The following is a 17,096-nucleotide window of genomic DNA, read 5'->3' as shown; positions in this document are numbered from 1 at the left end:
TGCCGCTGGGAGATCCGCCGGGCAACGCCTGGGGCGCGCAGGCCTGGGAGGTCCTCTGGTACCTGCGCACCTACCTGTGGTTCGTGCTGCTCTCCCCGCTCCTCCTCCGGCTGTTCCGCCTCGCTCCGGTCCCCGTCCTGGTCGCCTCCCTCGCCCCGGTCCTGGTCCTGAACTTCGCCTGGGCGGGCCCCGACAACCGCGTCGGCACGGCCCTGTGGGACCTGGCGACGTACCTCTTCTGCTGGATGCTCGGCTTCGCCCACCGCGACGGCGTGCTCCAGCGCCTGAAGCCGGCCCCGGTGGCCGTCCTCTCCCTCGCCGCCATGGCGTACGGCGGCTGGTACGCCTTCTCGCGGCGGGCCGGGTACGGCACCTACGACCTGGACGAGAACCCGCTCGCGCAGGCCTTCTGGTCGGCCGGCTTCGTGATGCTGCTGATGTGGGCCAAGGAGTACTTCCGGATCGACCTCGCCGGGCTGACCCGGCTGCGGCGCACCGACCGGCTGGTCACCGTCTTCAACGCGCGCGCGGTGACGATCTACCTCTGGCACGAGATCGCCCTCGTGCTGGCCGTCCCGCTGATCGACCGGTGCTGGGACGTGCCCGCCTTCGAGGCGTATCTGCCGCTGGAGAGCCAGTGGTTCCTGTTCGCCGTGGGCTGGTTGCTGATCGTGGTGTTCGTGCTGGCCTGCGGCTGGGTCGAGGACGTCGCCGCCCGGAAGAAGCCGAGGCTGCTGCCATGACGGGCGACCCCCTGCTGCCACAATGGGCGGGTGACCCGTGCTTCCCTGAACAAGCAGCCCCACGAAGTCGCCTCGATGTTCGACCGCGTGGCGGAACGGTACGACCTCACCAACGACCTCCTCTCCCTCGGCCAGGACCGCAGGTGGCGCAAGGAGGTCGCGCGCGCGGTCGACGCCCGCCCCGCGCAGAAGGTCCTCGACCTGGCCGCCGGTACGGCCACCTCCTCGCTGCCCTTCGCCCGGACCGGCGCCTACGTCGTCCCCTGCGACTTCTCCCTCGGCATGCTCCAGGTGGGCAAGCAGAAGCATCCCTGGCTGCCGCTCACCGCGGGCGACGCGACGAAGCTGCCGTTCAAGGACGACACCTTCGACGCCGTCACGATCTCCTTCGGCCTGCGCAACGTGCAGGACTTCGACACCGCCCTGCGCGAGATGCACCGGGTGACCCGCCCCGGCGGACGCGTCGTGATCTGCGAGTTCTCGCGTCCGACCTGGGCGCCCTTCCGCCAGGTCTACACCGAGTACCTGATGCGCGCGCTGCCCCCGGTCGCCCGCGCGGTCTCCTCCAACCCGGACGCGTACGTCTACCTCGCCGAGTCCATCCGTGCCTGGCCCGACCAGCCCGCCCTCGCCGGGCATCTGCGCAAGGCCGGCTGGTCGAAGGTCGCCTGGCGCAACCTGACCGGCGGCATCGTCACCCTGCACCGGGGCTTCAAGGAGACCTGACCCGGCACCGGGGCTTGAAGGAGACCTGACCGCCCGGCTCGCCCCGTCCGCGGCTACCCGCTACCCGCTATCCGCTGACCGCCTGGAAGGGGCCTTGCGGCGGCGGGTCCAGTTCGCGCTGCAGCCCGCCTCCGCCCGGCGCCGGCAGCCGGGGCTCGCGGACGCCCGCGCCTCCGCCGCCCTCGCCCTCGGTGAAGTCGAACCACACGGTGACGACGGCCCCGCGCGGCACCTCGACACCGGGCGGCGGGTACTGCCGTACGACGTAGTCGACGACGGTGCGCTGGAAGTCGGGCCGGTCGGGCGCGGCCAGCAGCACTCCTCGCTCGGTGGCGGCCTCGCGCGCGTCCATGGCCATCAGTCCGACGAGCCTCGGCACGCGCACCTCGGGTGTTTTGGGCCGTATGAGCACAGATGTCACCCCCAGCGGTACTGGAAGGGTAACGCCCGAGGGGGGCGACCGGAAGCAGTCGCTGGCTTACCGTGACAATCAACTACTCAGTGTCACGGAACCGGAGTTGGGGCTTCTACAGGTCCAGCCGGTAGCAGTGCCCCTGCTGCTTCGACTCCGGCGTGGTGAACACCTCGGTGAGCCGCATGCCGAGCCGCTGGGTGACGGCGATGGACCGGGTGTTGCCCGCGGCGACCATGGCCACCACGCTCGGCACCCCCGCCTCCCGCACCCGCTCCAGGGTCATCCGCGCCGCCGCCGTGACGTACCCCTGGCCCCAGTACTCCCGGCCGAGCCGCCAGCCGATCTCGATCTCACCGGCCGGGCCCCACTCCCGGTCCCACGGCTGCGCGCCGGTGAAGCCGATGACCCGGCCCGAGTCGTCGAGCATCGTCCACAGGCAGAACCCGCGCTCGGCGTCGTGCCGGCGCTGGCGGGCGGTCAGCTCCTCGTAGACGGACAGCCCCGCCGAACGGCCGCCGTGGAACTCCATGACATCGGGGTGGTCGAAGATCCGTTGCCACGCCACCGCGTCCTCGTCCGTGGGGACGCGCAGCCGCACTACGGGCAGAACTCGGTTCACGGGGGCAGCCCTTCAGCAGGTTGATCAATTCTCCTGAATAGACTGCCCATGTCCAGTGCCGGTCGGCACGCAATTCCGAACTTGGGGAGAACCCGCCGTGACCGAGCCCCTCTCCGAAAACACCGCCGATGTGATCGTGGTCGGCGCGGGGCCGGCCGGCTCCACGACCGCCTACCACCTCGCCAAGGCCGGGCTCGACGTACTCCTGCTGGAGAAGACCGAGTTCCCGCGCGAGAAGGTCTGCGGCGACGGCCTGACCCCGCGTGCTGTCAAGCAGCTCGTCGCCATGGGGATCGACATCTCCGAGGAGGCCGGCTGGCTGCGCAACAAGGGCCTGCGCATCATCGGCGGCGGCGTCCGCCTCCAGCTGGACTGGCCGGATCTCGCCTCCTTCCCGGACTACGGCCTCGTCCGCAAGCGCGACGACTTCGACGAGCAGCTCGCCCGCCAGGCCCAGAAGGCGGGCGCCCGGCTCTACGAGCGCTGCAACGTCGGCGCGCCCATCGTCGACGACCGCACCGGCCGGATCACCGGCGTGCACGCGAAGCTCGGCGAGGAGAAGCGCGAGGTCACCTTCCGGGCCCCGCTCGTCGTCGCCGCCGACGGCAACTCCACCCGCCTCTCCCTCGCGATGGGCCTGCACCGCCGCGAGGACCGTCCGATGGGTGTCGCCGTGCGCACCTACTTCACCAGCCCCCGCCACGAGGACGACTACCTGGAGTCCTGGCTCGAACTCTGGGACCGGCGAGGACCCGGCGAGGACCGGCTCCTGCCGGGCTACGGCTGGATCTTCGGCATGGGCGACGGCACCTCCAACGTGGGCCTGGGCGTCCTCAACACCTCCGACTCCTTCAAGGAACTGGACTGGCGCGAGGTCCTCAAGGCCTGGTGTGCCTCCATGCCGGAGGACTGGGGCTACACCCCGGACAACATGACCGGACCCATCCGCGGAGCCGCCCTGCCGATGGCTTTCAACCGCCAGCCGCACTACACCAAGGGCCTGCTGCTCGTCGGCGACGCCGGCGGCCTGGTGAACCCCTTCAACGGCGAAGGCATCGCCTACGCCATGGAGTCCGGCCAGCTCGCCGCCGACGTCGTCGTCCAGGCCCACGCCCGCTCGACCCCCGCCGGCCGCGAACTGGCCCTCCAGCGTTACCCCCGCGTCCTCAAGGACACCTACGGCGGCTACTACACGCTGGGCCGTGCCTTCGTGAAGCTCATCGGCAACCCGAAGGTCATGAAGATCGCGACCCAGCGCGGCCTGACGCACCCGATGCTGATGAAGTTCACGCTCAAGATGCTCGCCAACCTCACCGACCCCACGGGCGGCGACGCGATGGACCGGATCATCAACGGCCTGAGCAAGATCGCCCCGAAGGCCTGAGCCGACACGGGAACGCCGTCACACGGTCTCGCCCTCCGGCGGCCGTGGCGGCGTGATCAGGCGGTGAGCGTCCGCTGCCTGGCGGCCCGGCGGGCGAACACCTCGTCCCGCCGGTCCGCCACCTGCCGCAGCGCGTCCTTGCGGTCCCGGCGGGAGAGCCGGTCGAGATACACGTGCCCGTTCACATGGTCGGTCTCGTGGGCGAGGCAGCGCGCGAAGTACCCCGTGCCCTCGATGAGGAGCGGCTCCCCGTCCCTGTCGAGCCCGCGCACGAGGGCCCGGTCCGGACGCGGTACGTCCATGACGGCGCCGGGGACGGACAGGCAGCCCTCGCCCTCGTCGAGCAGCCGCCGGTGGGCCGGGTCGAGCGGCTCCAGCACCGGATTGACGAGGTGTCCGACATGTCGGACACCTTCGTCGTCGGGGCAGTCGTAGACGAACAGTCGCAGACCGACCCCGACTTGGTTCGCGGCGAGGCCGGCTCCCTCGGCGACGTACATCGTGAGGAACATGTCGTCGATGAGCGCGGCGAGATCGGGGCCGAACTCGGTCACGTCCCGGCACGGCCGGTGCAGGACTCCCTCACCGGTCTCGGTGATCCGGCGCACCGAGCCGCGGCCGGCCTCCGGCGCGAGCGGGGGGTACGAGGCGACGGGGCGTCCTTGGACGAACACGCTGGGCATGGCGGTCTCTCCTTCAACTCGCGGACGGCCGGTGGAGTTCCACCGGTCCGGCCCGAGGATGCCAGGAGAGCCCGAAGGGCCGCTGCCCCCGAGCGGCTGCGGCCCTTGACGGTGGTCCGTGCGTCCGGACCGGTGCGTGTCAGAGCACGCGCACCGCGCCCGACGCCGGGTAGCCGGAGAGGTCCTGGATGACGACGCCCTTGGAGGGGTTGGCCGCGTCGAGGTACTGGCCGTCCCCGATGTACACGCCCACGTGGTACGCGGAGCCCTTGCCGCCCCAGTACAGGATGTCGCCGACCTGGAGGTTGGACAGCGACACGTCCGTGCCGGCCATCGACTGGTCCTGCGAGACGCGCGGAAGGTCCACGCCGACCTGCTTGAACGCGGCCTGCACCAGGCTGGAGCAGTCCCAGGCGTTGGGGCCGGTGGCGCCCATGACGTAGGCGTCGCCCAGCTGGGCCTTGAGGAAGGAGATGACCGTGCCGACGCTGCCGCTGGCCGGGGCGGAGGCGGTCGTCGTGGTCGAGAGGGTGGTCCGCTCCGTGGAACGGGACACGGCGGCCTCAGCGGCGGCCTTACGGGCCTCCTCGGCCTTCTTCTTCGCCTCGGCCTTCTTGGCCGCGGCGAGGTCCTGCTTGGCCTCCTTGGCGGCTGCGGCGGCGGCCGCGTCGCGCTCGGCCTCCAGCTGGTAGTTCGCGGCGGCCTGCTGGGTGGCGTTCGCGGACTGCGCGACCTGGGCGGCCACGTCACCCGTCAGGACGGGCAGTTCGAGCGTCTGAGTCACCGGCTCGGCGGCGTTGGCCGATCCTGCCGCGGTGGCCACGGCCAGCGAGCCGAGTACACCACTGGCGACTCCGGCCCGCATCGCGATCGTCGACGCGCTGCGGCGGGGTTTCCGGTGGCTGCGTATGTGAGCGGTGTGGGACATGAGTACAACCGGTATCAGGGGGTCCTTCATACCTTCAAGAAACGTGTGCTGCGCCACAATTGTTCAATGAGGACCCCGAACACCTGCCGCACCACTCTTTATTGACGCCGTAACGGACATTGCGGACTCGGGTGATCAGGCCCGTGATCATGGCCTTTCGCTGTTACGTCCGGATTGCCCCGTGCCTAGCACTGGTTGAGATCGTTGGCCAAGCCCGGCTCTCCTGCGCCACTGCCGAGTGTGGCGCAGGTCACGGAACGGTTAACGGAAGGCCCGCGTCCGGCGCGCGCGGCGCGACCGGCTCCGCTTGTGAACGCGTGCACGCGTCCACATCGGCGCCGCGGCTCCCCCTGATGTGTGAATGCGTCCTATACCAAGGTGCCCCGTCCAGCACCAATTTGCATGCAGCGGAACCCTCTTGATATAGAGACGCCGCCTTCGACCTGCGGCGACGCGCGAAAATGTCACTTCTTGTGATCACTCTGACGCTTCGCGTACGAAGATCACCGCTGATATGACTTCATGATCCTTCGTCAGGTGGTGGAGATCACAAAGCTTGTGCAATACCCCGTGTCGCAGATCACAGAGCGGCAGGCATAGGATGCGAGGCAGTTGGGCTTGTGACCTGCTTCACATGTTCTCGATCTTCGTCAGGAACGGCGGAGTTCGTGAGGCCTGTGAGACGGATGTGAGCCCCCACCATCGCCAGCAGTCAGTGCCGACTGAGAGGAGCGAGGAGCGGTGAACGCGTATGCGCCCATCCTCGTACTGGGAGCCCTCGGGGCAGGCTTTGCGATCTTCTCCGTGGTCATGGCCACGTTGATCGGGCCGAAGCGGTACAACCGCGCCAAGCTCGAGGCCTACGAGTGCGGTATCGAGCCGACCCCCACGCCGGCCGGCGGCGGGCGCTTCCCCATCAAGTACTACCTGACGGCGATGCTCTTCATCGTCTTCGACATCGAGATCGTCTTCCTCTACCCCTGGGCCGTCACCTTCGACGCCCTGGGGGTTTTCGGGCTCGTGGAGATGCTGCTCTTCGTGCTCACCGTCTTCGTCGCCTACGCCTATGTGTGGCGGCGCGGCGGCCTGGAATGGGACTGAGGGGCCTTTAAGTCATGGGACTCGAAGAAAAGCTGCCGAGCGGATTCCTGCTGACCACCGTCGAACAGGCCGCGGGCTGGGTGCGCAAGGCGTCCGTCTTCCCGGCCACGTTCGGCCTCGCCTGCTGCGCCATCGAGATGATGACCACCGGCGCCGGCCGCTACGACCTGGCGCGCTTCGGCATGGAGGTCTTCCGCGGTTCGCCGCGCCAGGCGGACCTGATGATCGTGGCCGGCCGGGTCAGCCAGAAGATGGCGCCGGTGCTGCGGCAGGTCTACGACCAGATGCCGAACCCGAAGTGGGTGATCTCCATGGGGGTGTGCGCCTCCTCGGGCGGCATGTTCAACAACTACGCGATCGTCCAGGGCGTGGACCACATCGTCCCTGTCGACATCTATCTCCCCGGCTGCCCCCCGCGCCCCGAGATGCTGATGGACGCGATCCTCAAGCTCCACCAGAAGATCCAGAACACCAAGCTGGGCGTGAACGCCGAGGAGGCGGCCCGCGAGGCCGAGGAAGCGGCGCTCAAGGCCCTGCCCTTGATCGAGATGAAGGGGCTGCTGCGGTGAGCGACGCCAACGGCACCGGCGCGGGGGCCGAGGGAACCAACCCCGAGAAGGACCTCTCCGCCTCCAACCTCCCCGGCCAGCGCGGCCAGGGCGGCGAGGAGATCCGCGTCCAGCGAGGCATGTTCGGCGCCGACAACGGCGGCGACACCTCCGGTTACGGCGGCCTGGTCCGCTCGGTACGCCTGCCCGGCGCGACCGCCCGCCCCTACGGCGGCTGGTTCGACGAGGTCGCCGACGAACTCGAGGGCGCGCTGGAGGAGCAGGGTCTCCTGCCCGGCAACGCGATCGAGAGGACGGTCGTCGACCGCGACGAACTCACCTTCCACATCGAACGCGAACACCTCGTCCGTGTCGCCCGCACTCTGCGCGACGACCCGGCCCTGCGCTTCGAACTGTGCACGGGAGTGAGCGGCGTCCACTACCCGAACGACAAGGGCCGCGAACTGCACGCCGTCTACCACCTGCGCTCGATCACCCACAACAGGCTGATCCGGCTCGAGGTCAGCGCCCCGGACTCCGACCGTCACATCCCGTCGCTGGTCCCCGTCTATCCGACCAACGACTGGCACGAGCGCGAGACCTACGACTTCTTCGGGATCGTCTTCGACGGTCACCCGGCCCTGACGCGGATCATGATGCCGGACGACTGGCAGGGCCACCCGCAGCGCAAGGACTATCCCCTCGGCGGCATCCCCGTCGAGTACAAGGGCGCCCAGATCCCGGCTCCGGACCAGCGGAGGTCGTACTCGTGAGCACTCAGTCAGCATCGCCGCGCGAGACCACCGAGGGCACCGTCTACACGGTCACCGGTGGCGACTGGGACGAGGTCGTCCAGTCCGCGGCCCGCGCCGACGACGAACGCATCGTCGTCAACATGGGGCCTCAGCACCCCTCCACCCACGGTGTGCTCCGCCTGATCCTGGAGATCGACGGCGAGACGGTCACCGAGGCCCGCTGCGGCATCGGCTACCTGCACACCGGCATCGAGAAGAACCTCGAGTTCCGTACGTGGACACAGGGCACCACCTTCGTGACGCGCATGGACTACCTGACGTCCTTCTTCAACGAGACCGCCTACTGTCTCGGCGTCGAGAAGCTCCTCGGCATCGAGGACCAGATCACCGAGCGAGCCAAGATCATCCGGGTGCTCCTGATGGAGCTGAACCGGATGTCCTCCCACCTGGTGTGCATCGCCACCGGCGGCATGGAACTCGGCGCGACCACGATCATGATCTACGGGTTCCGCGATCGTGAACTGATTCTCGACATCTACGAACTCATCACCGGCCTGCGGATGAACCACGCGTACATCCGCCCCGGCGGACTCGCCCAGGACCTGCCGCCCGGCGCGGTGGACCAGATCCGCGAGTTCGTGAAGAAGATGAAGAAGAACCTCCCGGAGTACGACAAGCTCGCGACCGGGAACCCCATCTTCAAGGCCCGCATGCAGGACATCGGCTATCTCGACCTGGCCGGCTGCATGGCCCTGGGCGCCACCGGCCCGGTGCTGCGCGCCACCGGCCTGCCGCACGACCTGCGCAAGAGCCAGCCCTACTGCGACTACGAGACGTACGACTTCGACGTCCCGACCGCCGACTCCTGCGACGCCTACGGCCGCTTCCTGATCCGCCTGGAGGAGATGCGCCAGTCGCTCAGGATCGTCGAGCAGTGCCTGGACCGGCTCCAGCCCGGCCCGGTCATGGTCGCCGACAAGAAGATCGCCTGGCCCGCCCAGCTCGCCCTGGGCCCCGACGGCCTCGGCAACTCCCTCGACCACATCAAGAAGATCATGGGCACCTCCATGGAGGCCCTGATCCACCACTTCAAGCTGGTCACCGAGGGTTTCCGGGTCCCGCCGGGCCAGGCGTACGCGGCCGTCGAATCGCCCAAGGGCGAACTCGGTGTGCACGCCGTGTCCGACGGCGGCACCCGCCCCTACCGGGTCCACTTCCGTGACCCGTCCTTCACCAACCTTCAGGCCATGGCGGCGATGTGCGAAGGCGGCCAGGTCGCCGACGTGATCGTCGCCGTGGCGTCCATCGACCCCGTGATGGGAGGCGTCGACCGGTGACCACCTCTTCTTCCGAGCGGGGCGTCAGCCTGGGCATGCCCCAGCTGCCCGCGCCCGCCTACCCGGACGACGTCCGAGCCAGGCTGGAGACGGACGCGCGCGAGATCATCGCCCGCTACCCCGACTCCCGCTCCGCACTCCTGCCATTGCTGCACCTCGTGCAGTCGGAGGAGGGACACGTCACGCGCACCGGGATGCGGTTCTGCGCGGACGTACTGGGCCTGACCACTGCAGAGGTCACCGCGGTCGCGACCTTCTACACCATGTACCGGCGCCGGCCGAGCGGTGACTACCAGGTGGGCGTCTGCACCAACACCCTCTGCGCGGTGATGGGCGGCGACGCCATCTTCGAGGCGCTCCAGGACCACCTCGGCGTCGGCAACGGCGAGACCACCGACGACGGCAAGGTCACCCTGGAGCACATCGAGTGCAACGCGGCCTGCGACTTCGCGCCGGTCGTGATGGTCAACTGGGAGTTCTTCGACAACCAGACCGTGCAGAGCGCCAAGAGCCTCGTGGACGACCTGCGTACCGGCCGTACCGTCTCGCCCACGCGCGGGGCGCCGCTGTGCACGTTCAAGGAGACCGCCCGGATCCTGGCGGGCTTCCCCGACGAGCGCGAGGGCGCCGTCGACGCGGGCGGCAGCGCGGGACCGGCGTCACTGGTGGGTCTTCGCCTGGCAAAGGGAGAGACCGCACCGGCGCGCGTGGTCCATCCGCGCGACGGCGGACCGCACGGAGCGCCGCAGGACCGGGCCGTGCACGACCCGTCGCCGACCGAGCACCTGAGTTCGCACGACGCGCCGCAGGACACGTCGGCCTCCGACCCGGCCCACCCGGCAGGGCCTACCGCCGAGGAGGGGGAGTGATGACCTTGGCACCCGAACTGAAGGACACCGGCCCCGAGAAGCTGCTCGCACCCGTGCTGTCGGCCTTCTGGGACGAGGACAGGTCCTGGACGCTGGACGTGTACCGAAGGCACGAGGGGTACGAGGGGCTCCGCAAGGCGCTCGCCATGTCGCCGGACGACCTGATCGCGTACGTCAAGGACTCCGGTCTGCGTGGTCGCGGCGGCGCCGGATTCCCCACCGGAATGAAATGGCAGTTCATTCCGCAGGGGGATGGAAAACCGCACTATCTAGTTGTCAACGCCGACGAGTCGGAGCCGGGAACCTGTAAGGACATCCCGCTCCTCTTCGCGAACCCGCACAGCCTCATCGAGGGCATTGTGATCGCGTGTTATGCCATCAGGTCGTCTCATGCGTTCATCTATCTGCGGGGAGAAGTCGTCCCTGTTCTGCGAAGGTTGCACGAGGCCGTGCGCGAGGCCTATGCGGCGGGCTACCTCGGCGAGAACATCCTGGGCAGCGGACTCGACCTCGAACTCACCGTGCACGCGGGTGCGGGCGCGTACATCTGCGGTGAGGAGACCGCGCTGCTGGACTCCCTCGAAGGCCGCCGTGGACAACCGCGGCTGCGTCCTCCTTTCCCTGCTGTCGCGGGCCTCTACGCATGCCCGACTGTGGTGAATAACGTCGAGTCGATCGCGTCGGTTCCCGCGATTCTGCAAAACGGCAAAGAATGGTTCAGGTCGATGGGAAGCGAGAAGTCCCCGGGCTTCACGCTCTACTCGCTCAGCGGCCATGTCGCCAGCCCCGGCCAGTACGAGGCCCCCCTCGGTATCACCCTGCGCCAGCTCCTGGAGATGAGCGGCGGCATGCGACCGGGCCACCGCCTCAAGTTCTGGACGCCGGGCGGGTCCTCCACACCGATGTTCACCGACGAGCACCTCGACGTCCCTCTTGACTACGAAGGAGTGGGTGCCGCGGGTTCCATGCTCGGCACGAAAGCACTCCAGTGCTTCGACGAGACGACCTGCGTCGTGCGTGCCGTCACCCGCTGGACCGAGTTCTACGCCCACGAGTCCTGCGGCAAGTGCACACCGTGCCGTGAAGGCACCTACTGGCTGGTGCAGTTGCTGCGGGACATCGAGGCGGGCAAGGGCGCCATGTCCGACCTCGACAAGCTCAACGACATTGCCGACAACATCAACGGCAAGTCCTTCTGTGCCCTCGGCGACGGTGCCGCCTCGCCGATCTTCTCCTCGCTCAAGCACTTCCGCGAGGAGTACGAACAGCACATCACGGGCCGCGGCTGCCCCTTCGACCCGGCCAAGTCGACGGCCTGGGCCGACCGCACGGAGGTGAACGCATGACGGTGACCACCAGCGCTCCCTCCGGGGGCGGAGAGGCGGCTCCCCCGCCGGAAGATCTCGTGTCGCTGACCATCGACGGCGCGGAGATCAGCGTGCCCAAGGGCACCCTGGTCATCCGGGCCGCCGAGCAGCTCGGCATCGAGATCCCGCGCTTCTGCGACCACCCTCTCCTCGACCCGGCCGGCGCCTGCCGCCAGTGCATCGTCGAGGTCGAGGGCCAGCGCAAGCCGATGGCCTCCTGCACCATCACGTGCACGGACGGGATGGTGGTGAAGACCCACCTCACCTCCCCGGTCGCCGAGAAGGCACAGCACGGTGTGATGGAGCTGCTCCTCATCAACCACCCGCTGGACTGCCCGGTCTGCGACAAGGGCGGCGAGTGCCCCCTGCAGAACCAGGCCATGTCGCACGGCAACGCCGAGTCCCGCTTCGAGGGCCGCAAGCGGACCTACGAGAAGCCCGTCCCGATCTCCACACAGGTGCTGCTCGACCGTGAGCGGTGCGTGCTGTGCGCCCGGTGCACCCGGTTCTCCAACCAGGTCGCGGGCGACCCGATGATCGAGCTGATCGAACGGGGCGCGCTCCAGCAGGTCGGCACCGGTGAGGGCGACCCCTTCGAGTCGTACTTCTCCGGCAACACCATCCAGATCTGCCCGGTCGGGGCGCTCACCTCGGCGGCCTACCGGTTCCGTTCGCGGCCCTTCGACCTGATCTCCTCGCCGTCCGTCTGCGAGCACTGCTCCGGCGGCTGCGCGACGCGCACGGACCACCGGCGCGGCAAGGTCATGCGGCGCCTCGCCGCCGACGACCCCGAGGTCAACGAGGAGTGGATCTGCGACAAGGGGCGGTTCGGGTTCCGGTACGCGCAGCAGCGCGACCGGCTCGACACCCCGCTGGTGCGCAACGCCGAGGGCGACCTCGAACCGGCCTCCTGGCCGGAGGCGCTGCAGATCGCGGCCCAGGGACTGCTGGCCTCGCGCGGCAGGACCGGCGTCCTGACCGGTGGCCGCCTCACCGTCGAGGACGCCTACGCGTACAGCAAGTTCGCGCGCGTGGCGCTCGGCACCAACGACATCGACTTCCGCGCGCGCGTGCACAGCAGCGAGGAGGCCGACTTCCTGGCGTCCAGGGTGGCGGGCCGAGGCCGTGACCTCGACGGCAGCGGCATCACGTACACGACGCTGGAGAAGGCGCCCGCCGTCCTGCTCGTCGGGTTCGAGTCCGAGGAGGAGGCGCCCGGAGTCTTCCTGCGACTGCGCAAGGCCTGGCGGCAGCATGGGCAGAAGGTGTTCTCGCTGGCCACGCACGCCACCCGCGGTCTGGTGAAGGCCGGTGGCACGCTGCTGCCGGCCGCTCCGGGCACCGAGACCGAGTGGCTGGACGCACTGTCCAGTGGGGTCGGCCTGGAGGACGAACCCGGCAGCCGGGCCGCCGAGGCGCTGCGCGCCGGGGGCGCGGTGATCGTCGTCGGTGAGCGGCTGGCCGCTGTCGCGGGCGGTCTGACCGCCGTCGTCCGGGCGGCCACCGCCACCGGGGCGGAGCTGGTGTGGATTCCGCGCCGGGCGGGGGAGCGGGGCGCCATCGAGGCGGGCGCGCTGCCGTCGCTGCTGCCGGGCGGGCGCCCGGCCACCGACCCGCGCGCGCGGGAGGAGGTCGCGGCCGCCTGGGGCGTCGCCGAACTCCCGTCGCGCTACGGCCGGGACACGGGGCAGATCATCGACGCCGCCGCGGGCGGTGAGCTTCAGGCACTCCTCGTCGCCGGCGTGGAGGTCGCCGACCTGCCCGACCCGAAGCGCGCGCGTGAGGCGCTCGCCGAGGCCGGCTTCGTGGTGTCGCTGGAGCTGCGGCCCGGCGAGGTCACCGCCCACGCCGACGTCGTACTGCCCGTGGCCGCGGTCGCCGAGAAGGCCGGCGCGTTCCTCAACTGGGAGGGCCGGGTGCGCCTCTTCGAGGCCGCGCTCAAGCCCGACCAGATGACGCGCCGCCTGGCGCCGGCCGACGCGCGCGTGCTGCAGATGCTGGCCGACGCCATGGACGTCCATCTGGGCCTGCCCGACCTGCGCACCGCGCGCGCCGAGCTGGACCGGCTCGGCGCCTGGGGCGGGCCGCGGGCCACCGCACCGACGGACACCGCGGGCGTACTGCCGCGACCCGCCGCGGGTGAGGCCGTGCTCGCCGGACACCGCCTGCTGCTCGATCAGGGTCTCCTCCAGCAGGGCGACGAAGCGCTCGCCGGGACCCGGCACGCCGCCCGCGCGCGCGTGTCCGCCGCCACGGCCGCCGAAGCCGGCGTCAAGGACGGCGACGTACTCGCCGTGACCGGTACCGCCGGAACGGTCGAACTGCCGCTGGAGGTCACCGAGATGCCCGACCGGGTGGTGTGGCTTCCGCTGAACTCCACCGGCGCCGGTGTCGCCTCCGACACCGGGGCCCGGCCCGGCTCCCTCGTCCGCATCGGCCCGGCGACGCCCGCCGCCGACGCCCTCAAGGAGGGAGAGGCATGAGCCTGTACCTCGCCGCGGAAGACCTCTCGATGTTCGGCCGCGACCCCTGGTGGCTGGTCGTCGTCAAGGCGGTGTTCTGCTTCGCCTTCCTGATGCTGACCGTGCTGTTCTCCATCGTCTGGGAGCGCAAGGTCGTCGCCTGGATGCAGCTGCGCGTCGGCCCCAACCGGCATGGCCCCTGGGGCATGCTCCAGTCGCTCGCCGACGGCGTCAAGCTGATGCTGAAGGAAGACCTCGTCGTCAAGCGTGCCGACAAGGTGGTGTACGTCCTCGCACCGGTCGTCGCCGCCATCCCGGCCTTCATGGCGATCGCGGTGATCCCCTTCGGGCCGGCCGGCAACGAGGTCTCGATCTTCGGCCAGCGCACCACGATGCAGCTCACCGACCTGCCGATCGCGATGCTCTACATCCTCGCGGTCGCCTCGATCGGCATCTACGGCATCGTCCTGGCGGGCTGGAGCTCAGGATCCACCTACCCGCTGCTGGGCGGCCTGCGGTCCTGCGCGCAGATGATCTCGTACGAGATCGCGATGGGCGCCGCGTTCGCCTCGGTGTTCCTGTACTCCGGGTCGATGTCGACGTCGACGATCGTCGAGCAGCAGCAGGACCGCTGGTACATCCTCCTGCTGCCGGTCTCCTTCATCCTCTACATCGTCACGATGGTCGGCGAGACCAACCGCGCCCCCTTCGACATGCCGGAGTCCGAGGGCGACCTGGTCGGCGGCTTCAACACCGAGTACTCGTCGATCAAGTTCGCGCTGTTCATGCTCGCCGAGTACGTGAACATGGTGACGGTGTCGGCCGTCGCGACCACGCTCTTCCTCGGCGGCTGGCGGGCTCCCTGGCCGGTCAGCACCTTCTGGGAGGGCGCGAACCACGGCTGGTGGCCGATGCTCTGGTTCGTCGTCAAGGTGCAACTGCTGCTGTTCTTCTTCATCTGGCTGCGCGGCACGCTGCCCCGGGTCCGCTACGACCAGCTGATGAAGCTCGGCTGGAAGGTCCTCATCCCGGTCTCGGTGACCTGGCTGATGCTCGTCGCCACCGTGCGGACCCTGCGCAACGAGAACTACGACTTCGCCGACATCGCCCTCTACGTCGGCGGCGGTGTCCTGGCCCTGCTGCTGCTCTCCTTCGTCGCCGACATGTTCCGCGACCGCGGCAAGGACGAGCGGGCCCCCGCCGAGCCCGCCGGATTCGACCCGATGGCGGGCGGATTCCCCGTACCGCCGCTGCCGGGACAGGAGCTTCCACCGGTGCCCAGGCGCGCTTCGCGCCGGGAGCGGGAGCTGATTGTCAGTGGCGGGCCCGATACTCAGAGTGACGGATCGCTGGATGGAAAGGAGGCGTCCGATGGCTGAGGAGCCCAAGGAGACCAAACCCGGTTTCCAGAACCCGGTAGCCGGCTTCGGCGTGACCTTCAAGGCCATGTTCAAGAAGCGGCTCACCGAGCAGTATCCCGAGCAGCAGAAGACCACCGCTCCGCGGTTCCACGGACGGCACCAGCTCAACCGCCATCCGGACGGCCTGGAGAAGTGCGTCGGCTGCGAGTTGTGCGCCTGGGCCTGCCCCGCCGACGCCATCTACGTCGAGGGGGCGGACAACACCGAGGAGGAGCGCTACTCGCCCGGCGAGCGGTACGGGCGCGTCTACCAGATCAACTACGCCCGCTGCATCCTGTGCGGCCTGTGCATCGAGGCGTGCCCCACGCGCGCGCTGACGATGACCAACGAGTTCGAACTGGCCGACAGCAGCCGCGCCAACCTGATCTTCACCAAGGAGCAGCTGCTCGCCGGCCTGGACGAGGGCATGGTCGACGCCCCGCACGCCATCTACCCCGGCATGGACGAACAGGACTACTACCGGGGCCTGGTGACCGAGGCCGCGCCCGGCACCGAGCGGCAGGTCGCCCTCACCAAGGGCGAGGTGCCGCAGGAGGCCGCCTCCACGTTCGGCAAGGACGAGCCCGCCGCCGGGGAGGTGATCGGCCGATGAGCGCTCAGCTCGCCGCCTACTCCACCTCCACCGGCGAGGCGTTCCAGTTCTGGGTGCTGGGCACCGTCGCGGTGATCGGCGCCCTGTGCACCGTCTTCATGAAGAGGGCCGTGCACAGCGCGCTCTGCCTCGCCGGAACCATGATCGTCCTGGCGGTGTTCTACCTCGCCAACGGCGCCTACTTCCTGGGCGTCGTCCAGATCGTCGTCTACACCGGCGCGATCATGATGCTGTTCCTGTTCGTGGTCATGCTCGTCGGCGTCACCGCCGCGGACTCCCTGACCGAGACCATCAAGGGCCAGCGCTGGCTGGCCCTCGTCTGCGGCCTCGGCTTCGGCATCCTGCTGGTCGCCGGCATCGGCAACGCCTCCCTGACCGAGTTCGGCGGCCTCACCGAGGCCAACGCGGGCGGCAATGTGGAGGGCCTCGCGGCCCTCATCTTCACGAAGTACGTCTTCGCCTTCGAGATCACCGGCGCCCTGCTCATCACGGCCGCCGTCGGCGCCATGGTGCTCACCCACCGCGAGCGCACCGAGCGGGCGATGACGCAGCGCGAGATGTCCGAGCAGCGCGTCCGCGAGGGCGTCCACCTGCCGCCGCTGCCCGCACCCGGTGTGTACGCGCGGCACAACGCCGTGGACATCGCCGGCCTGCTGCCCGACGGCACCCCGTCGGAACTCACCGTCAGCAAGACGCTGCGGGAGCGCGGCCAGATCCGGGACGTGTCCACCGAGGCGCTCAACGACCTCAAGGCGCTCGAACAGCGTGCCGAGGACCGTCTGGAGCGCACCCCGATCGAGCCGCCGACCTTCAAGCGGGCCGAGGAGGCGTCGAAGTGAACCCCGTCAACTACCTCTATCTCGCCGCCCTGTTGTTCACGATCGGCGCGACAGGCGTCCTGATCAGGCGCAACGCGATCGTCGTGTTCATGTGCATCGAGCTGATGCTCAACGCGTGCAACCTCGCGTTCGTCGCCTTCTCCCGCATGCACGGCAATCTCGACGGCCAGATCATCGCCTTCTTCACGATGGTCGTCGCCGCAGCGGAGGTCGTGGTGGGACTCGCGATCATCGTGTCGCTGTTCCGTTCCCGCCACTCGGCCTCGGTCGACGACGCCAGCCTGATGAAGCTGTAAGGGGTCGGAAG

Annotated in this window: 18 protein-coding genes; 14 read left to right on the top strand and 4 right to left on the bottom strand. The window is 69.3% G+C overall.

All coding sequences use genetic code 11. The annotated features are described in order from the left end of the window. Together BZL64_RS21720 and BZL64_RS21715 are read left to right on the top strand one after the other, a co-directional pair. Window positions 1–743 (top strand): acyltransferase family protein (locus tag BZL64_RS21720; protein ID WP_143663265.1); only part of this gene is annotated, 743 nt, incomplete at its 5' end. Window positions 744–773: 30 nt separating this feature from the next. Continuing rightward, the gene (locus BZL64_RS21715) at window positions 774–1,469 is read left to right on the top strand and encodes a demethylmenaquinone methyltransferase (protein WP_086770869.1); all 696 of its coding nucleotides are present in this window, start codon (window positions 774–776) and stop codon (window positions 1,467–1,469) included. A gap of 67 nt (window positions 1,470–1,536) precedes the next feature. Here BZL64_RS21715 and BZL64_RS21710 read toward each other — a convergent pair whose 3' ends face one another. Beyond that, window positions 1,537–1,854: a PASTA domain-containing protein gene (locus tag BZL64_RS21710; protein WP_086770868.1), complete on the bottom strand. Its 318-nt coding sequence runs from the start codon at window positions 1,852–1,854 to the stop codon at window positions 1,537–1,539. A gap of 142 nt (window positions 1,855–1,996) precedes the next feature. Then, the gene (locus tag BZL64_RS21705; RefSeq protein WP_086770867.1) at window positions 1,997–2,503 is read right to left on the bottom strand and encodes a GNAT family N-acetyltransferase; all 507 of its coding nucleotides are present in this window, start codon (window positions 2,501–2,503) and stop codon (window positions 1,997–1,999) included. A 97-nt stretch (window positions 2,504–2,600) separates the two neighbouring features. On the opposite strand from BZL64_RS21705, the gene BZL64_RS21700 reads away from it, so the two are divergent. Then, window positions 2,601–3,887, top strand: a complete 1,287-nt coding sequence (locus tag BZL64_RS21700) for a geranylgeranyl reductase family protein (protein WP_086770866.1) — start codon at window positions 2,601–2,603, stop codon at window positions 3,885–3,887. A 56-nt stretch (window positions 3,888–3,943) separates the two neighbouring features. On the opposite strand, the gene def is transcribed toward BZL64_RS21700, so the two are convergent. Together def and BZL64_RS21690 are read right to left on the bottom strand one after the other, a co-directional pair. Beyond that, a complete protein-coding gene (def, locus tag BZL64_RS21695; RefSeq protein ID WP_086770865.1) occupies window positions 3,944–4,570 on the bottom strand; it encodes a peptide deformylase in 627 nt (208 codons plus the stop codon). A 139-nt stretch (window positions 4,571–4,709) separates the two neighbouring features. Beyond that, the gene (locus BZL64_RS21690; RefSeq protein ID WP_086770864.1) at window positions 4,710–5,528 is read right to left on the bottom strand and encodes a C40 family peptidase; all 819 of its coding nucleotides are present in this window, start codon (window positions 5,526–5,528) and stop codon (window positions 4,710–4,712) included. Between the two features lie 711 nt (window positions 5,529–6,239). Between BZL64_RS21690 and BZL64_RS21685 the strand changes: the two genes are divergently transcribed. From BZL64_RS21685 to nuoK, 11 genes are read left to right on the top strand one after another with little or no spacing between them, the layout of a single operon-like run. Beyond that, on the top strand, window positions 6,240–6,599 hold the full coding sequence (locus BZL64_RS21685) for an NADH-quinone oxidoreductase subunit A (RefSeq protein WP_007383963.1): 360 nt from the start codon (window positions 6,240–6,242) through the stop codon (window positions 6,597–6,599). A gap of 14 nt (window positions 6,600–6,613) precedes the next feature. Then, window positions 6,614–7,168 carry a NuoB/complex I 20 kDa subunit family protein gene (locus BZL64_RS21680; RefSeq protein WP_086770863.1) on the top strand — a complete coding sequence of 185 codons (555 nt, stop codon included), beginning with the start codon at window positions 6,614–6,616 and terminating at the stop codon, window positions 7,166–7,168. Then, a complete protein-coding gene (locus BZL64_RS21675) occupies window positions 7,165–7,920 on the top strand; it encodes an NADH-quinone oxidoreductase subunit C (protein ID WP_086770862.1) in 756 nt (251 codons plus the stop codon). Before BZL64_RS21680 ends, BZL64_RS21675 begins: the two co-directional genes overlap by 4 nt. After that, window positions 7,917–9,239 (top strand): NADH-quinone oxidoreductase subunit D, encoded by a 1,323-nt coding sequence (locus tag BZL64_RS21670; RefSeq protein WP_086770861.1) that lies wholly within the window; start codon window positions 7,917–7,919, stop codon window positions 9,237–9,239. Before BZL64_RS21675 ends, BZL64_RS21670 begins: the two co-directional genes overlap by 4 nt. Then, window positions 9,236–10,108, top strand: coding sequence for an NADH-quinone oxidoreductase subunit NuoE (nuoE, locus tag BZL64_RS21665; protein WP_086770860.1), 873 nt, complete (start codon window positions 9,236–9,238; stop codon window positions 10,106–10,108). Before BZL64_RS21670 ends, nuoE begins: the two co-directional genes overlap by 4 nt. Next, complete coding sequence (gene nuoF / locus BZL64_RS21660) at window positions 10,108–11,454, top strand: NADH-quinone oxidoreductase subunit NuoF (RefSeq protein WP_086770859.1); 1,347 nt, start codon at window positions 10,108–10,110, stop codon at window positions 11,452–11,454. The genes nuoE and nuoF overlap by 1 nt, the downstream gene beginning before the upstream one ends. Next, on the top strand, window positions 11,451–13,958 hold the full coding sequence (locus BZL64_RS21655) for an NADH-quinone oxidoreductase subunit G (RefSeq protein WP_086770858.1): 2,508 nt from the start codon (window positions 11,451–11,453) through the stop codon (window positions 13,956–13,958). Before nuoF ends, BZL64_RS21655 begins: the two co-directional genes overlap by 4 nt. Next, window positions 13,955–15,316 (top strand): NADH-quinone oxidoreductase subunit NuoH, encoded by a 1,362-nt coding sequence (gene nuoH, locus BZL64_RS21650; RefSeq protein WP_086770857.1) that lies wholly within the window; start codon window positions 13,955–13,957, stop codon window positions 15,314–15,316. Before BZL64_RS21655 ends, nuoH begins: the two co-directional genes overlap by 4 nt. After that, on the top strand, window positions 15,309–15,950 hold the full coding sequence (nuoI, locus tag BZL64_RS21645; protein ID WP_086770856.1) for an NADH-quinone oxidoreductase subunit NuoI: 642 nt from the start codon (window positions 15,309–15,311) through the stop codon (window positions 15,948–15,950). Before nuoH ends, nuoI begins: the two co-directional genes overlap by 8 nt. Next, the gene (locus BZL64_RS21640) at window positions 15,947–16,789 is read left to right on the top strand and encodes an NADH-quinone oxidoreductase subunit J (protein ID WP_086770855.1); all 843 of its coding nucleotides are present in this window, start codon (window positions 15,947–15,949) and stop codon (window positions 16,787–16,789) included. Before nuoI ends, BZL64_RS21640 begins: the two co-directional genes overlap by 4 nt. After that, window positions 16,786–17,085, top strand: coding sequence for an NADH-quinone oxidoreductase subunit NuoK (gene nuoK, locus BZL64_RS21635; RefSeq protein WP_003974374.1), 300 nt, complete (start codon window positions 16,786–16,788; stop codon window positions 17,083–17,085). Before BZL64_RS21640 ends, nuoK begins: the two co-directional genes overlap by 4 nt. The last annotated feature ends 11 nt before the right edge of the window (window positions 17,086–17,096 follow it).

It is taken from the genome of Streptomyces bobili, from assembly GCF_002154575.1.
Taxonomy (GTDB): Bacteria; Actinomycetota; Actinomycetes; order Streptomycetales; family Streptomycetaceae; genus Streptomyces; species Streptomyces bobili.
This window is presented reverse-complemented; position numbering and strand designations above follow the sequence as displayed.